Source organism: Yokenella regensburgei, assembly GCF_003634235.1.
GTDB lineage: Bacteria > Pseudomonadota > Gammaproteobacteria > Enterobacterales > Enterobacteriaceae > Yokenella > Yokenella regensburgei.
Genome location: NZ_RBIZ01000007.1, coordinates 121583 through 137431, shown reverse-complemented (window position 1 = coordinate 137431; position 15849 = coordinate 121583). Strand labels below are relative to the sequence as shown.

Sequence of the window (15849 nt, the reverse complement as noted above, 5' to 3'; positions counted from 1 at the left end):
GCACCGCTCGACGGTTTTATTCCGGGCGGTACACTTTTACGTTGGTGAAGCCCTGCTCGCGCAGATACAGCGCCTGCAGACGGCTCATCACACCACGTTCGCACCACAGTAACCAGGTTTTGCTCTTATCGAGGTCACCGAATTTGGTGCTGAGTTTGTAGAACGGCAGAGAGACCACGTCTACGCCCTCAACCTTCAGCGGTTTGTCGTCCTGTTCGTCGATGGAACGAATATCCAGAATCACGTCATTCGGGCCAAAACCGCTGACGGTTTCTACTTCCACCACGTCCTGCGAGGCCTGCTGCGCGATATCACGGATATCAACGTTAGAGGCTTCCGCCACGACTTTATCCAGGATGCTGAAGTCAAAGTTGGCTTCTTCCGCCTCAATTTTTGCTTTCACCGCTTTCACGGTCGGGCTCTTCGAGATAACGCCGCAGTATTCCGGCATGGTGCGGGCAAAGTCTTCGGTACCAATCTCACGCGCCAGATCGATAATGTGCTCTTTGTCGTGAGAAATCAGCGGACGCAGGATCAGCGTATCGGAGACGTTATCGATAAGGCGTAGGTTGGTCAGCGTCTGGCTGGACACCTGGCCCAGCGCTTCACCGGTCACCAGCGCCTGTACGCCGTAGCGTTCTGCTACCTGAGAGGCGGCACGTACCATCATACGCTTGAGCACGACGCCCATCTGACCGTCGTCAACTTTCTCTAAGATCTCGCCCACGACCGGCTCGAAGTTGATAGCCACAAAGCGAACGCGATGCGAGCTGCCAAAACGGTTCCACAGGTAGTGCGCAACCTGACGGACGCCAATTTCGTGCGCGGCACCGCCCAGATTGAAGAAGCAATAGTGCACACGGCAGCCACGACGCATCAGCATGTAGCTGGAAACGCCGGAGTCAAAGCCGCCGGAAATCAGTGACAGCACGTCTTCCTGCGTACCGATCGGGAAACCGCCAATACCTTCGTAGCGACCTTTCACCAGCAGCAGACGGTCGTTTTCAATTTCCAGGTTCACCGTCACATCCGGGTTGGTCAGCTTAACGCGCGCTGACTCGATGTTCTGGTTGAGGCCGCCGCCCACGTAGCGTTCGACTTCGATGGAGGTGAACTCATGCTTACCGCGACGCTTCACGCGCACGCAGAAGGTTTTGTTGTCGAGCTTGTCACGCCAGTCTTCCAGGGTTTTCTCGAAGATATCGTGCATCGAGGTGAACGGTACGTCTTCCACTTCGAGAATATGGTGAATGCCCGGAATACGCGTCAGAGCATCACGAATGATCGGCCCCTGACTCTCTTCTTTTGCGCGGACTTCAATATGGTCCCAGTGACGGACGACGGCGAGCGTCTCGGAGTACTGCTTCAGAACGTTACGAATGTTTCCGGTCAGCATCTTAATAAAGCGCAAACGCACAGATTGGCTTTTGATAGTGATTTCCGGGAACAATTTAATGATAAACTTCATGGCGGTAATGGTTCGTTGGCAAACTCTGGGTTTGCGTGACAAGAAAAGTACAGCAGTCCACATCTGCGGCTGCATCCAGGCGCGGGAGTATATCATCTTCGCTACCAACCTGCGCGTTACCATTTTGCGTTATTTGCTTCGCCGCCTGACTTCGTTACCATAGGCGGGTCGCGACACAATATGAGCCACATTCACTATGCCAAAGAAAAATGAAGCCCCGGCCAGCTTTGAGACTGCGCTGCATGAGCTTGAACAAATTGTCTCCCGACTGGAGACCGGCTCCCTTCCGCTGGAAGAGGCACTGAATGAATTTGAACGCGGCGTGCAGCTGGCACGCCAGGGGCAGAGTAAACTGCAGCAGGCCGAGCAGCGTGTACAAATCCTGCTGGCCGACAGCGAAGATGCCCCGCTGACTCCTTTCGCTCCGGACGCTGAGTAATGGATTTCTCGCAACAGCTTAACACCTGCGTCGTTCGTGCGAATGATGCCCTGCGCCGCTTTATCGAGCCGCAGCCATTTCAGAACACTCCACTGGTGGAGGCGATGCACTACGGCGCACTATTGGGCGGTAAACGTCTGCGCCCGTTCCTGGTGTACGCCACCGGTGGCATGTTCGGTATCAGCCTGAATACGCTGGATGCGCCCGCCGCCGCCGTAGAATGCATTCATGCCTACTCGCTGATGCACGACGATCTTCCGGCGATGGACGACGACGATTTACGCCGTGGCCAGCCAACCTGTCATATTCGTTTTGGCGAGGCCAACGCAATTCTGGCCGGTGATGCGCTACAAACGCTCGCGTTTTCTATACTGAGTGATGCCCCGATGCCGGAAGTCTCGGTAAGCGATCGTCTGGCGATGGTTTCCGAACTGGCACAGGCAAGCGGTGTCGCCGGGATGTGCGGCGGTCAGGCACTCGATCTGGAAGCCGAAGGCAAGCAGGTTGACCTTGAGTCGCTCGAGCGCATCCATCGCCACAAAACCGGGGCACTGATCCGCGCCGCGGTACGCCTGGGGGCGCTGAGCGCGGGTGAAAAAGGCCGCGCGGCCCTGCCGGTGCTGGATAAGTACGCCGAGAGTATTGGCCTGGCGTTCCAGGTTCAGGATGACATTCTTGATGTGGTGGGGGATACTGCGACCCTTGGGAAACGCCAGGGCGCCGATCAGCAGCTTGGCAAAAGTACCTACCCTGCCTTACTGGGCCTTGAGCAAGCCCGGATGAAAGCCCGTGACCTTATCGAAGATGCCCGCCGGTCGTTGAACGAACTGGCCGCACAGTCTCTGGATACCACGGCACTGGAAGCGCTAGCGAACTATATAATCCAGCGTGATAAATAATTGATAACCCCACGATGAGTCTCTGATGAGTTTTGATATTGCCAAATACCCGACGCTGGCGCTGGTAGATTCCACTCAGGAATTGCGTCTGCTGCCAAAAGAGAGTCTACCGAAACTGTGCGACGAGCTGCGTCGCTACCTGCTCGACAGCGTCAGTCGATCGAGCGGGCATTTCGCCTCCGGGCTTGGCACGGTGGAACTCACCGTGGCGCTGCACTACGTCTACAACACACCGTTTGATAAACTTATCTGGGACGTTGGCCATCAGGCCTATCCGCATAAAATTCTGACCGGCCGTCGCGACCGCATTGGCACCATTCGCCAGAAAGGTGGGCTTCACCCGTTCCCGTGGCGTGGTGAAAGCGAGTACGACGTGCTGAGCGTAGGCCACTCCTCGACCTCCATCTCCGCCGGAAGCGGTGTGGCCATTGCCGCCGCACGCGAAGGCAAGCAGCGCCGCACCGTCTGCGTCATTGGCGATGGCGCTATCACCGCCGGAATGGCGTTCGAAGCGATGAACCATGCGGGTGATATCAAACCGGACATGCTGGTTATCCTCAACGATAACGAGATGTCGATTTCCGAGAACGTCGGAGCGCTCAACAATCACCTGGCGCAGCTGTTGTCCGGTAAGCTCTATTCTTCTTTGCGTGAAGGCGGCAAAAAAGTCTTCTCCGGCGTACCGCCGATTAAAGAGCTGCTCAAACGCACCGAAGAACACATCAAAGGCATGGTGGTGCCGGGTACGCTATTCGAAGAGCTGGGCTTTAACTACATCGGCCCGGTTGACGGCCACGACGTGCTGGGACTCGTTACCACGCTTAAAAACATGCGTGGTCTGAAAGGCCCGCAATTCCTGCACATCATGACCAAGAAAGGGCGTGGGTATGAGCCTGCGGAAAAAGACCCGATCACCTTCCACGCGGTGCCGAAATTCGATCACACCAGCGGCGTGCTGCCAAAAAGCAGCGGCGGTCTGCCGAGCTATTCGAAGATTTTTGGCGACTGGCTGTGCGAAACCGCAGCGAAAGACGACAAACTAATGGCTGTTACTCCGGCGATGCGTGAAGGCTCCGGAATGGTGGAGTTTTCGCGCAAATACCCTGAACAGTATTTTGATGTCGCCATTGCCGAGCAGCACGCGGTCACTTTCGCCGCAGGCCTCGCCATTGGTGGTAAGAAACCGATCGTTGCTATCTACTCCACCTTCCTGCAGCGCGCCTACGATCAGGTTATTCACGACGTGGCTATCCAGAAGCTGCCGGTCCTGTTTGCTATCGATCGCGCAGGCATCGTCGGTGCCGACGGGCAGACGCACCAGGGCGCGTTTGACCTCTCCTTCCTGCGCTGCATTCCGGATATCGTTATCATGACGCCAAGCGATGAAAACGAGTGCCGCCAGATGCTCCACACCGGCTATCACTACAACGAGGGTCCAAGCGCCGTGCGCTACCCGCGCGGTTGCGGTACCGGAGCTGAACTGAAGCCGCTGGAAAAACTGCCGCTCGGCAAAGGTGTCGTCAAACGCGAAGGCGAGAAGCTCGCGATCCTCAACTTCGGCACGCTGCTGGAAGAGGCCGCGGCGGTTGCAGAAAAACTGAATGCGACGCTTGTCGATATGCGCTTTGTGAAGCCGCTCGACGAACAGCTGATCCTCGACATGGCAGCACGTCATGAGGTTCTGGTGACGCTCGAAGAAAACGCCATCATGGGTGGTGCGGGCAGCGGCGTGAACGAAGTGCTGATGGCACACCGCAAGCCGGTACCGGTGCTGAACCTCGGCCTGCCGGATTTCTTCATCCCTCAGGGAACTCAGGAAGAGGCCCGCGCCGATCTGGGCCTTAATGCCGCCGGTATTGAAGCCAGCATCAACGCCTGGCTGGCGTAACCCTCCCCCACTTTTCGCTCCTGCTATGCTTTAACCATACGTTTTAGCCATCAGCAGGAGCGAAACCATGCAATATCATCCCTTAGGAAAAACGGACCTTCGTGTCTCGCGGCTGTGTCTCGGCTGCATGACGTTTGGTGAGCCCGACCGGGGCAACCACGCCTGGACTCTGCCGGAAGAGAGCAGCCGTCCGATAATTCAGCACGCCCTTGAAGGCGGAATTAACTTCTTCGACACCGCCAACAGTTACTCCGACGGCAGCAGTGAAGAAATAGTCGGACGTGCGCTACGTGACTTTGCCCGCCGTGATGATGTGGTAGTTGCCACCAAAGTCTATTTCCCCTCCGGCGACCTGACGGAAGGCTTATCCCGCGCCCAGATTATGCGTTCCATCGACGACAGCCTGCGTCGTCTGGGCATGGAGTATGTCGATCTACTGCAGATCCACCGCTGGGATTACAACACCCCCATTGAGGAGACTCTTGAGGCGCTGAATGACGTCGTGAAGGCGGGAAAAGCGCGCTATATCGGCGCATCGTCAATGCACGCGTCTCAGTTTGCACAGGCCCTCGAACTGCAGGCACAGCACGGCTGGGCACGGTTTGTCACCATGCAGGACCACTACAATCTGATTTACCGGGAAGAAGAACGCGACATGCTCCCCCTGTGCGCCAGAGAGGGCGTGGCGGTGATCCCGTGGAGCCCGCTGGCACGAGGACGTCTCACCCGTCCGTGGGGAGAAACTACCGCACGACTGGTGTCTGACACCGTCGGAAAAGATCTCTATGACAACACCGAAGCCAGCGATGCCAAAATCGCCGAGCGCCTGGCCGCCATTGCCGAAGATTTAGGCGCAACGCGTGCCCAGGTGGCACTGGCCTGGCTTTTGAGTAAGCCGGGTGTGACGGCACCGGTCATCGGTACCTCGAGGGAAGAGCAGCTGGATGAGTTGCTGAATGCCGTTGATATTACGCTTAAACCTGAACAAATTGCCGAGCTGGAAACACCGTACCAGCCGCACCCGGTGGTGGGTTTTAAATAGCAGATTAGCCATCGCACAGCCCCTCTTCCAAAGGGAGAGAGGCTGAAATTGAATTACGATGCAGGGGGGTTAAATCAGCCCCAGCGGCCAGTGATGACCAATCAGATAGAGGATACCGGCGGAGATCACCCCGGCAACGATATCGTCGACCATGATCCCCATACCGCCGTGCACGTTGCGATCGAACCAGCGGATCGGCCATGGCTTCCACATATCGAAGATCCGGAAGATGACAAAGCCTGCGGCCACCCACTGCCAGTCGTTGGTGGGTATCGCCATCAGCGTTATCCACATACCGACAAACTCGTCCCAGACGATACTGCCGTGATCGTGAACGCCCATATCTTTTGCCGTACGATGGCAAAGATAAACCCCGATACAGATACCCAGCATCACCAGCAGCGAGTAGAGCTGCCATGGCAGAAACGTCATCAGATACCAGAACGGGATAGCCGCGAGCGACCCCATGGTTCCTGGAACGATTGGGCTTAAACCGCTGCCAAACCCGGTCGCCAGCAGGTGCCACGGGTTACGCAGGTTCAGGCGGCTTTTGGCAATATCTTTAGTCCACGTCAAAGTGATCGTATCCCTTCATATCTAACGTAACGCACTGACCGTCACGCATAAAGTGCATGCCTTCAGCGTCACCGGTAATCTGGCCGATGCAGGTCACCGGTACACCAAAGTGCCCCACCGCAACATCAAGCGCCCCACGATTAAGCTCCGGTACGGTAAAGCACAGTTCATAATCTTCACCGCCGCTGAGCGTCCAGCGTAGCGCCTGATCCGGATCCACCTGGCGCAGCACCGCGTCAGAAAACGGCAAATCGTCGAGAACGATATTCGCCCCGCAGCCGCTGGCTTTAAGAATATGGCCGAGATCCGAAATCAATCCGTCAGAGAGATCGATAGCCGAGCTTGCCAGATGACGCAGCGCCTGACCGTGCAGTACTCGCGGCGTCGGACGCAGGTGACGCTCCAGCAAATACGCTTTGTCATCGGCCTGCGTTACCGTAAGACGGTCTTGCAGGATAGCGAGCCCGGCCGCGCTATCACCTGGCGTTCCGGTGACGTAAATCCAGTCTCCCGGTTTTGCACCATCGCGCTTCAGCGCACGCCCGAGCGGCACATAGCCGTGAATGCCAAGCGTCATCGACAGCGGCCCACGGGTGGTATCGCCGCCAATCAGCTGCATATCGTAATAGTTTAGCTGCTCGAAGAGGCTATCGCTGAAGGCGGAAAGCCAGTCTTCATCGACACCCGGCAACGTTAACGCCAGCGTCAGCCACGCGGGCTCAGCGCCCATCGCCGCCAGATCGCTAAGATTCACGGCCAGCGCTTTATACGCCAGGTCAGCGGGTGAGATATCTGGGAGAAAATGAATGCCCGACACCAGGGTGTCGGTGCTGATTGCCAGCGTCTGCTTTTCAGGAACGTTCAGCAGTGCGCAATCGTCGCCAATGCCGGTTTCAACATCCATACGGGACGTTCTTACACGGTCAAAATAACGGGCTATCAGGGAGAACTCGCCGCATGCCATAGTTCAGGCCTCAGCAGTAGAAAAAAATAAGGCCGGGCTAGCGAGCGATACCCGCTATCAACCCGGCCTGCAGATTACTTTTTGCGGGGACGGATGGCCGGAGCTGCTTTATCCAGCACACCGTTAACGAACTTGTGACTGTCTTCAGCACCGAAGGTTTTCGCCAGTTCGATAGCTTCGTTGATGGCCACTTTGTACGGCACATCGTCACGTTTGGACAGTTCGAACAGCGCGATACGCAGAACCGCTTTCTCCACCTGGCCCAGCTCTTCGAGCAGACGGGACAGGTACGGCTTCATCAGGCCGTCGAGATACGCGCTGTTAGTCGCCACTCCGGTCAGCAGTTCACGGAAGTACAAGACGTCTACATCTTTCACGTCCTGTTCCGCCAGGAACTGGTATTCAACATCAGCGATGTCGTTTTTGGATAACTGCCAGGAGTAAAGCGCCTGGACGGCACACTCACGGGCGCGGCGACGAGCAGCAGGTTTCACGGAATTCCCCTTACAAAAAATCAGGCCTTGATGGCTTTCAATACATTGATCATTTCAATTGCGGTCAGTGCAGCTTCTGCACCTTTGTTACCGGCTTTGGTGCCAGCACGCTCGATGGCTTGTTCAATGCTTTCAGTGGTCAGAACACCGAAAGCAACCGGGATCTCGCAATCCTGAGCGACGTGCGCCAGGCCATTGCTTGCACCACCGGCTACATATTCGAAGTGCGCCGTGCCGCCACGGATAACGGTACCGAGCGCAATCACCGCGTCGTACTTACCGGTTTTCGCCAGAGCGCCGGCTGCCAGCGGCAGTTCGTACGCGCCAGGTACCCAGACCACGGTAATGTTTTCATCTTTGACCTGGCCAATGCGTTTCAGGGCGTCAACGGCACCTTCCAGCAGGCTGTCGTTGATGAAGTTGTTGAAACGCGCGATGGTGATGGCGACGCGGGCGTCCGGAGTAGCAACGTTTGCTTCGATAATGTTCATACTTTTCCTTTACGGGTTCATTTTGTAGCCCCGCAGGGGGGCGGATTCTATCATAATAATTCCGGCACTGCCGAAGTTTATCAGACCGGTGTTAAATGCACACACAGGTCAGGGCCGACCTGGCGAATCTGGCTAAACTGGAGTTGGGGTGCATCACGCAGTTTCTCAAGCCCTGGCAGCACAAACAGGCCGCGCGCATCGTTGCCCAAAAGCTTCGGCGCCAGGTAGACCACCAGCTCATCCACCAGTCCTGCCTGCAGTAGCGCACCGGCAAGCGTTGGCCCGGCCTCCACCCACAGGCTGTTAATCTGCGCCTTACCGAGCTGCATCATTAGCAGCACCAGGTCGAGATGCCCGTTATGTTCCGGCACCTGCAGCGCGCGGACGTTTTCCGGCCATTCGCGATTATCCTCCTGGCTGCGCACAATCCAGGTTTCGCCGCTCTGCTGCACGATGCGATGTTCCGGTGTGACCTGACCCAGACGGTCGAGCACAATGCGCAGCGGCTGGCGCAGCGCTTCACGCGGATAAATCGCCTGAGTATCCGGGTTGAGTTCATCCCAGCGTACGGTCAATGCCGGATCATCCGCTAACACGGTGGTTGCGGTCGTCAGAATCGCGTGGCTTTGCGCGCGCAGGCGCTGCACGTCGCGACGGGCAGCCGGAGAGGTTATCCACTGGCTCTCGCCGCTCGCCATCGCGGTACGGCCATCAAGCGATGCCCCCAGCTTCAGCTGGATATACGGGAAAGCAGTACGCATGCGCTTTAGGAAGCCCTTATTGAGCAGCTCCGCTTCGCTCATCATCAACCCGTGGCTGACGTCGATACCTTCCTCTTTCAGGCGATGCAGACCGCGCCCCGCAACCTGCGGATTCGGGTCCTGCATGGCGGCCACCACGCGGGACACCCCGGCGGCGATTAATGCCTCACAGCACGGCGGCGTGCGCCCATGATGGCTGCAGGGCTCAAGCGTCACGTAGGCGGTTGCGCCTTTGGCTTTATCACCCGCCATGCGCAGGGCGTGAACTTCCGCATGCGGCTCACCGGCACGGTAATGGAACCCCTCCCCAACCACAACGCCATCTTTGACAATAACGCAGCCAACGTTTGGGTTGGGATGAGTGGTAAAACGTCCGCGTTGCGCCAGCTTTAGCGCTCGCGCCATGTACATTTCATCCTGCATGGCTCAATCCTGTAGGCGGGCTATTTCTTCGCCGAATTCTTTAATGTCTTCGAAGCTACGGTACACCGAAGCAAAGCGGATGTAGGCGACCTTATCGAGCTTTTTCAGCTGTTCCATCACCAGGTTACCGATCATTTTGCTCGGCACTTCGCGTTCACCGGTGCCACGCAGCTGGGTTTTAATATGGTTCAACGCCATTTCAACGTCATCGGCGCTCACCGGACGTTTCTCCAGCGCCTTCAGCATGCCGCTGCGCAGCTTGTCTTCATTGAAAGGCTCACGCACATCGTTACTTTTCACCACCCGCGGCATTACCAGCTCAGCCACTTCAAACGTCGTGAAGCGTTCGTTGCAGACCAGACACTGACGGCGGCGGCGCACCGACGAGCCTTCACCGACCAGACGCGAGTCGATGACTTTGGTATCTACGGCTAAACAGAATGGGCAATGCATATCACTTCCTGAATGTGGGGTGAACTGAACTCTATTTTACCCTGAACTGCTCCGACAACAAAGGCAGACCGTTTTTTGAGACAAAGCCCGATGTCAGCCACGGCGTGGCTGACTACCATTAAGCCAGTATGGGTTTCAAGGAAAAATGAGATGAAGACAAGACGTTACCTAAGAATAGTTCTGCTGGGAAGCCTCTTTACCCTCAGCGCCTGCGCACAGCAAAGTGAAGTTCGCCAGATGCATCAGAGCGTCAGCACGTTGACGAAAGAGATGACTCAACTGAACCAGGAGACGGTGAAGATAACGCAGCAAAATCGCCTGAATGCGACCTCATCAAGCGGAGTATATCTGCTACCAGGCTCAAAAACCCCGGCGCGGCTGGAGAGCCAGATAGGAACGCTTAAGATGTCGCTCCTGAATGTGGCACAAAACGCCCAGGGTACGCGCGCGACGTTACGCATTCAGGGTGAGTCCAACACGCCGCTGCCCGCGTTTAGCGGCACCGTTGAATGGGGACAAATTCAGGGCACAACGGAAAACTACCAGGAAGTGAATGTCCAGAACCAGCTCATCAACGCGCCCGCCAGCGTACTGGCTCCGAGCGACGTCGATATTCCTCTGCAGTTGAACGGCATTACCCCGGCGCAGCTCGGGTTTATCCGCGTCCACGACATTCAGCCCGTCACCCAGCCGTAGACTATTCCTCCCCCTATTTCTTCAAAGCCGGGCAAAGTTCCCGGCTTTCTGCAATTAAAGCACGCAAACGTGAACGCAATCGATTACGTGAATGTTGAATCTGTGAAACAAAACATATTTTTGTGAGCAATGATTTCTATAATAGGCACCGCAGAAACATGAATTATTAAGAAACGCTACAGCGATACGTTCAGAAACGCGACAGCGGGACTCTTTTACACCCCAGATGGGGTTTCAAAACAGTGGCATAACGATGAAAAAAACATTACTGGCAGCTGGCGCTGCCCTGGCGCTCTCCGCATCTTTCACTGCTGGCGCCGCAGAGAACGACAAACCCGAGTATCTCTCCGACTGGTGGCACCAGAGCGTTAACGTGGTAGGCAGCTATCACACCCGTTTCGGACCGCAGATCCGTAACGATACCTACCTCGAGTACGAAGCCTTCGCCAAAAAAGACTGGTTTGATTTCTACGGCTACGTGGATCTGCCGGTATTCTTCGGTGGTAACACCGACGCGAAAGGTATCTGGAACGACGGCTCCCCGCTGTTCATGGAAATCGAGCCGCGCTTCTCCATCGATAAACTGACCGGCACCAGCCTGGCGTTTGGCCCATTCAAAGAGTGGTACTTCGCGAACAACTACATCTACGACATGGGTCGTAACGAATCTCAGCAGCAGAGCACCTGGTACATGGGTCTCGGTACCGATATCGATACCGGCCTGCCGATGAGCCTGTCTCTGAACGTGTATGCGAAGTACCAGTGGCAGAACTACGGCGCCTCCAACGAAAACGAGTGGGATGGCTACCGTTTCAAAGTGAAATACTTTGTACCGATTACCCAACTGTGGGGCGGCCAGCTGAGCTATATCGGCTTCACCAACTTTGACTGGGGCTCCGATCTGGGCAGCGATAACTTCTACGACAACAACGGGAAGCACGCACGTACCAGCAACTCTATCGCCTCCAGCCACATTCTGGCGCTGAACTACGATCACTGGCACTACTCAGTGGTTGCTCGTTACTGGCACAACGGCGGCCAGTGGGCTGACGACGCCAGCCTGAACTTCGGCAACGGTGACTTCAGCGTGAAATCTACCGGCTGGGGTGGTTACCTGGTGGTCGGTTACAACTTCTAATCCCGACGGGTTATACAGCCCTTTCCTGCGGGGAGGGGCGAAAACAAAACGCCAGCCTACGAGCTGGCTTTTTTATTGCTTCACCTTACGCAGAAAGTCGCTAAGTGAGCGATCGCCCCGTTCGCTGAAATGCCTGCCGGTCTCCTGTACCTTCAGACAGCGATCGAGGCGAAAACAGCGGTAATCCTCCCGCCGTTCACACCAGGCCACCAGCAGCCAGTGCTCCCCCCAGAAGAACATGCCAAGAGGCTGAACGTCGCGCCAGGAGAGCTGGCCACCTTCGTCGCGATAGTGCAGCGACAGCACCTTCTGCGCGGAAACCGCGCGGTGAAAATCATCAAACAAGCGACGAGAATGCGGCTGTGCGCCAAGATCCGGGGCAAAAATACGGGTTTGTTCGGCTTTACGTCGGCTGTCGGCGGGCAGGATCGCCAGCACCTTCTCCTGAGCCGACTCCAGCGCCTGTGAGAGCGTATCGCCGCCCCAGGTTTTCAGCATGCTGATAGCCACCATCAGCGCTTCAGATTCGTGCGCGGTCAGCATCAAAGGCGGCAGGTCATAGCCTTCCATCAGCCGATACCCGCTGCCGGCCTCCCCTTCCACCGGCACACCAGAGCAGGACAAGTCGCGGATATCGCGATAAATCGTGCGTTCTGAGACCTCCAGCCGCTCCGCGAGAAGCGCCGCCGTCGTCAGCCTCCTGCCACGCAGGATCTGCACAATCTGGAATAAACGGTCGGCGCGTCGGGACATTCTTTTACTCCACAATAGCTATCAGGCTGGTTGGTGCAGTCCGACACGGTTGCCTTCGCAGTCGGTGAACAGAGCAATGGTACCGATATCCTGGGCAAGCGCGAGTGGGCCAAACACGCACTGGCCGCCCGCTTTCTCAACGCGTTTGAGCGTTGCCGCCAGATTGTCGGTATGCAGATAAATAATAGCGCCTTGCGGTGACGGAGCGATACCGTCAAACTTTGCCAGCGCCCCACCGGGCTGTGGATCCTGATGCGGGAATACCGCCAGTTCGGCGCAGTCCATGGTTTCCCGACGAAGCTGAACTTCCATTACCGGCTCATAAAAAGCAATCGCCCGATTCATATCTGTGACCGGAATTTCAAACCAGTTAATAACGTTGTTCATAATGACTCCTGACATGTTGAGTGGGTTCAGGAGCAGTCTATGACAAGCCTCCTGACAGCGTAGTGTCAGGAGTGTTTGCCTGATTTTGCGGCAAAAAAATCCCGGCCGCATGGCCGGGACTTTACAGACGCTTAACGTCTCTTATGGCAGGAGCGACGGCTGATCCGCGCCTTCCTTCTCAACTTTCTGCTGGAGCATATGCTCGCGCTTCATGCCGAGTTTCAGCGCCAGCGCTGACGCCACGTAGATAGACGATGCGGTACCGATGGTGACACCGATAAGCATGGTCAGCGAGAAGCCTTCCAGCACCGGGCCGCCAAAGAGGTACAGCATCAGGATAACCATCAAGGTTGTCCCGGAAGTAATCAACGTACGGTGCAGCGTCTGGGTCAGCGACACGTTAAAGATTTCGTAAGGGGTACCGCGACGAATTTTGCGGAAGTTCTCACGAATACGGTCAGATACCACGATGCTGTCGTTCAGCGAGTAACCGATGACCGACATCAGCGATGCCACAATCGTCAGGTCAATCTCGATATGGAACAGCGACAGTACGCCGAGCGTGATGATAACGTCGTGCAGCAGCGAGATAACAACACCTGCCGCCAGACGCCACTCAAAGCGGAAACCGACGTAGACCAGGATAGACAACAGCGCTGCCATCAGCGCCATCGCACCGGTCTGAGCCAGGTCTGCCCCAACGCTCGGGCCGACAAACTCAATACGCTTAACGACAGCGTTCTGGCTGGTAGACTCGTTAATGACGCTCACCACTTTGCTGCCAAGAACCTGGCTACCGTTTGCATCATGCTCCGGAGGCATACGAACCATGATGTCGCGGCTGCTGCCAAAGTTCTGCAGCTGCGGCTCAGCAAAGCCCGCTTTCTGCAGGGCTTCACGCATCTGGTCCATATCCGCTGGTTTTTCCAGCGTAATTTCGATAACCGTACCACCGGTGAAATCGAGACCCCAGTTAAAACCGCGTACGCCCATCACGATGATAGCCAGTACCAGCAGCAAACCTGAGATGCCGAAAGCCCAGTAGTCCCAGCGCATAAAGTCCCAGACTTTACGGCCGTGGTTCAATTGTTCAACAGTATATTCCTGTGCCACAACGCACTCCTCAGATAGACAGCTTTTTAACGCGCTTGCCGCCGTACACCAGGTTCACGATGGCACGGGTACCCACGATTGCGGTAAACATCGACGTCGCCACACCGATACCGGTGGTGATAGCGAAGCCTTTGATAGCCCCGGTACCCACAGCGTACAGGATGATGACTTTAATCAACGTGGTGATGTTCGCATCGAAAATCGAGCTGAACGCACCGCGATACCCTTCGTCGATAGCCTGCTGTACCGTACGCCCGTTGCTCAATTCTTCTTTGATACGTTCGTTTATCAGTACGTTAGCATCGACCGCTACCGCAAGGGTTAGCACGATACCCGCGATCCCAGGCATACTGAGCGTCGCACCAGGCAACAGCGACATGATGCCAACAATCAGGACCAGGTTAGCGATAAGCGCACTGGTAGCGATGAGACCAAACTTCTTGTAGAAGAAGATCATGAACAGAATAGAGACCACCAGACCCGCCAGACAAGCTTCGAGGCCCTGCTCAATGTTCTGCAGACCCAGGGTCGGGCCAATGGTGCGTTCTTCAACAATCTGAATCGGCGCAATCAGCGCACCGGCACGCAGCAGCAGAGAGAGCTGACGCGCTTCGGTCGGGTTGCTGATCCCAGTGATACGGAAGCTGTTACCCAGACGAGACTGGATATTGGCGATGTTAATCACCTCTTCTTCTTTCACCAGCACCGCACGGCCGTTGGCGTCTTTCTTACCGCTGTCTTTGTACTCCACGAACAGGGTCGCCATCGGTTTACCGATGTTGTCCTTGGTGAAGTTAGACATCATGTTACCACCGGCGCTATCGAGCGAGATGTTAACCTGCGGCTGGTTGTACTCGTCCTGGCTTGAGGTTGAGTCGGTGATGTGGTCACCGGTCAGGATCACACGCTTGTACAGCACAACCGGCTGGCCTTCACGAGTGTATTTGACCTCAGAGTCGCCCGGTACGCGGCCAGACGTGGCAGCGGACTGATCGACGTTGGTGTTCACCAGACGGAATTCCAGGGTCGCAGTAGCGCCCAGAATCTCTTTCGCACGCGCGGTATCCTGGATACCAGGCAGCTCAACCACGATGCGGTCAGCACCCTGACGCTGCACCACCGGCTCGGCAACGCCCAGCTGGTTCACACGGTTACGCAGAATGTTGATGTTCTGCTGAACGGCGTATTCACGGGCTTCTTTCAGACGTTCGTCGGTCATCACCGCGCGCAGCTGGTTGCTGCCCTGGCTTGAAATCACCAGGTCACGGTGACGCGGGGCCAGGTAATCAATCGCCTGGGTACGCGCATCGCCGTCGCGGAAAGTGATGCTCAGGCCGTAGTTAGCCTCTTTGCGAACGGTAGTATATGGAATGCCTTTTTCGCGCAGTTCACTGCGCAGGCTATCGATATTTTGTTCCTGCAGCTTACCGAGCGCGGTATCCATGTCGACTTCCATCAGGAAGTGAACGCCACCACGCAGGTCGAGACCGAGTTTCATCGGTTCGGCGTGCAGCGCGGCGAGCCAGCGCGGGGTCGCAGGAGCAAGGTTCAGCGCCACGACGTATTTATCACCCAGTACGCCCACCAGCGCTTCACGAGCACGGAGCTGGACGTCAGTGGAGTCGAAGCGCGCAAGAATAGCGCCCTCTTCCAGTGCCACAGACTTAGCGGTAATTTTTTCTGCGTTTAAGGTGTTCTGGACCTGGATCAGCGTTTGCTCACTGGCGGCGACACCGCGCGCGCCAGTGATTTGAACAGCCGGATCCTCACCATACAGGTTGGGAAGTGCGTAAAGCAGGCCGACGAGAATAACGACGACCAGCATGATGTACTTCCACAAAGGATAACGGTTTAACACGGCAGT

17 protein-coding genes are annotated in these 15849 nt (G+C 56.4%); 6 read left to right on the top strand and 11 right to left on the bottom strand.

What is annotated here, in order from left to right:
- Positions 1-16 precede the first annotated feature (16 nt).
- On the bottom strand, positions 17-1468 hold the full coding sequence (gene thiI / locus C7387_RS20680; RefSeq protein ID WP_038254238.1) for a tRNA uracil 4-sulfurtransferase ThiI: 1452 nt from the start codon (positions 1466-1468) through the stop codon (positions 17-19).
- 196 nt (positions 1469-1664) lie between these two features.
- Here thiI and xseB point away from each other — a divergent pair, with 196 nt between their 5' ends.
- The 4 genes from xseB to C7387_RS20660 all read left to right on the top strand — a co-directional run bounded on the left by xseB (position 1665) and on the right by C7387_RS20660 (position 5736).
- On the top strand, positions 1665-1907 hold the full coding sequence (gene xseB, locus C7387_RS20675) for an exodeoxyribonuclease VII small subunit (RefSeq protein ID WP_006818767.1): 243 nt from the start codon (positions 1665-1667) through the stop codon (positions 1905-1907).
- Positions 1907-2806 (top strand): (2E,6E)-farnesyl diphosphate synthase, encoded by a 900-nt coding sequence (gene ispA / locus C7387_RS20670; RefSeq protein ID WP_006818766.1) that lies wholly within the window; start codon positions 1907-1909, stop codon positions 2804-2806. The genes xseB and ispA overlap by 1 nt, the downstream gene beginning before the upstream one ends.
- Positions 2807-2831: 25 nt before the next feature.
- Complete coding sequence (gene dxs / locus C7387_RS20665) at positions 2832-4694, top strand: 1-deoxy-D-xylulose-5-phosphate synthase (RefSeq protein ID WP_120817387.1); 1863 nt, start codon at positions 2832-2834, stop codon at positions 4692-4694.
- A gap of 67 nt (positions 4695-4761) precedes the next feature.
- Positions 4762-5736, top strand: coding sequence for an aldo/keto reductase (locus tag C7387_RS20660; protein ID WP_040903365.1), 975 nt, complete (start codon positions 4762-4764; stop codon positions 5734-5736).
- Positions 5737-5805: 69 nt separating this feature from the next.
- Here the strand turns inward: C7387_RS20660 and pgpA are convergent, their stop codons facing one another.
- The 6 genes from pgpA to nrdR all read right to left on the bottom strand — a co-directional run bounded on the left by pgpA (position 5806) and on the right by nrdR (position 9898).
- On the bottom strand, positions 5806-6318 hold the full coding sequence (pgpA, locus tag C7387_RS20655; protein ID WP_038254232.1) for a phosphatidylglycerophosphatase A: 513 nt from the start codon (positions 6316-6318) through the stop codon (positions 5806-5808).
- Positions 6299-7276, bottom strand: coding sequence for a thiamine-phosphate kinase (thiL, locus tag C7387_RS20650; protein ID WP_120817386.1), 978 nt, complete (start codon positions 7274-7276; stop codon positions 6299-6301). Before thiL ends, pgpA begins: the two co-directional genes overlap by 20 nt.
- Positions 7277-7350: 74 nt before the next feature.
- Positions 7351-7770, bottom strand: a complete 420-nt coding sequence (nusB, locus tag C7387_RS20645; protein WP_006818761.1) for a transcription antitermination factor NusB — start codon at positions 7768-7770, stop codon at positions 7351-7353.
- Positions 7771-7790: 20 nt separating this feature from the next.
- Positions 7791-8261 carry a 6,7-dimethyl-8-ribityllumazine synthase gene (ribH, locus tag C7387_RS20640; protein WP_006818760.1) on the bottom strand — a complete coding sequence of 157 codons (471 nt, stop codon included), beginning with the start codon at positions 8259-8261 and terminating at the stop codon, positions 7791-7793.
- 80 nt (positions 8262-8341) lie between these two features.
- Positions 8342-9445, bottom strand: a complete 1104-nt coding sequence (gene ribD / locus C7387_RS20635; protein WP_120817385.1) for a bifunctional diaminohydroxyphosphoribosylaminopyrimidine deaminase/5-amino-6-(5-phosphoribosylamino)uracil reductase RibD — start codon at positions 9443-9445, stop codon at positions 8342-8344.
- 3 nt (positions 9446-9448) lie between these two features.
- Entirely contained in the window at positions 9449-9898 is a 450-nt protein-coding gene (gene nrdR / locus C7387_RS20630; RefSeq protein ID WP_006818758.1) for a transcriptional regulator NrdR, read from the bottom strand.
- A gap of 150 nt (positions 9899-10048) precedes the next feature.
- Between nrdR and C7387_RS20625 the strand changes: the two genes are divergently transcribed.
- The gene (locus tag C7387_RS20625) at positions 10049-10594 is read left to right on the top strand and encodes a SadB/YajI family lipoprotein (protein ID WP_038254224.1); all 546 of its coding nucleotides are present in this window, start codon (positions 10049-10051) and stop codon (positions 10592-10594) included.
- Between the two features lie 253 nt (positions 10595-10847).
- Positions 10848-11732: a nucleoside-specific channel-forming protein Tsx gene (locus tag C7387_RS20620; RefSeq protein ID WP_038254222.1), complete on the top strand. Its 885-nt coding sequence runs from the start codon at positions 10848-10850 to the stop codon at positions 11730-11732.
- 72 nt (positions 11733-11804) lie between these two features.
- On the opposite strand, the gene C7387_RS20615 is transcribed toward C7387_RS20620, so the two are convergent.
- From C7387_RS20615 to secD, 4 genes are all read right to left on the bottom strand, one after another.
- The gene (locus C7387_RS20615; RefSeq protein WP_038254220.1) at positions 11805-12485 is read right to left on the bottom strand and encodes a helix-turn-helix transcriptional regulator; all 681 of its coding nucleotides are present in this window, start codon (positions 12483-12485) and stop codon (positions 11805-11807) included.
- 21 nt (positions 12486-12506) lie between these two features.
- Positions 12507-12872 carry a VOC family protein gene (locus C7387_RS20610; RefSeq protein ID WP_040903357.1) on the bottom strand — a complete coding sequence of 122 codons (366 nt, stop codon included), beginning with the start codon at positions 12870-12872 and terminating at the stop codon, positions 12507-12509.
- Between the two features lie 141 nt (positions 12873-13013).
- Positions 13014-13985, bottom strand: coding sequence for a protein translocase subunit SecF (gene secF / locus C7387_RS20605; RefSeq protein ID WP_006818752.1), 972 nt, complete (start codon positions 13983-13985; stop codon positions 13014-13016).
- Positions 13986-13995: 10 nt separating this feature from the next.
- Positions 13996-15843 (bottom strand): protein translocase subunit SecD, encoded by a 1848-nt coding sequence (secD, locus tag C7387_RS20600; protein ID WP_071777516.1) that lies wholly within the window; start codon positions 15841-15843, stop codon positions 13996-13998.
- Positions 15844-15849: the final 6 nt, after the last annotated feature.

Bases quoted from the DNA above. Each gene is read 5' to 3' on its own strand.
- thiI (WP_038254238.1), bottom strand. From the start codon at position 1,468: ATGAAGTTTATCATTAAATTGTTCCCGGAAATCACTATCAAAAGCCAA.
- xseB (WP_006818767.1), top strand. From the start codon at position 1,665: ATGCCAAAGAAAAATGAAGCCCCGGCCAGCTTTGAGACTGCGCTGCAT.
- ispA (WP_006818766.1), top strand. From the start codon at position 1,907: ATGGATTTCTCGCAACAGCTTAACACCTGCGTCGTTCGTGCGAATGAT.
- dxs (WP_120817387.1), top strand. From the start codon at position 2,832: ATGAGTTTTGATATTGCCAAATACCCGACGCTGGCGCTGGTAGATTCC.
- C7387_RS20660 (WP_040903365.1), top strand. From the start codon at position 4,762: ATGCAATATCATCCCTTAGGAAAAACGGACCTTCGTGTCTCGCGGCTG.
- thiL (WP_120817386.1), bottom strand. From the start codon at position 7,276: ATGGCATGCGGCGAGTTCTCCCTGATAGCCCGTTATTTTGACCGTGTA.
- ribH (WP_006818760.1), bottom strand. From the start codon at position 8,261: ATGAACATTATCGAAGCAAACGTTGCTACTCCGGACGCCCGCGTCGCC.
- ribD (WP_120817385.1), bottom strand. From the start codon at position 9,445: ATGCAGGATGAAATGTACATGGCGCGAGCGCTAAAGCTGGCGCAACGC.
- nrdR (WP_006818758.1), bottom strand. From the start codon at position 9,898: ATGCATTGCCCATTCTGTTTAGCCGTAGATACCAAAGTCATCGACTCG.
- C7387_RS20625 (WP_038254224.1), top strand. From the start codon at position 10,049: ATGAAGACAAGACGTTACCTAAGAATAGTTCTGCTGGGAAGCCTCTTT.
- C7387_RS20620 (WP_038254222.1), top strand. From the start codon at position 10,848: ATGAAAAAAACATTACTGGCAGCTGGCGCTGCCCTGGCGCTCTCCGCA.
- C7387_RS20615 (WP_038254220.1), bottom strand. From the start codon at position 12,485: ATGTCCCGACGCGCCGACCGTTTATTCCAGATTGTGCAGATCCTGCGT.
- C7387_RS20610 (WP_040903357.1), bottom strand. From the start codon at position 12,872: ATGAACAACGTTATTAACTGGTTTGAAATTCCGGTCACAGATATGAAT.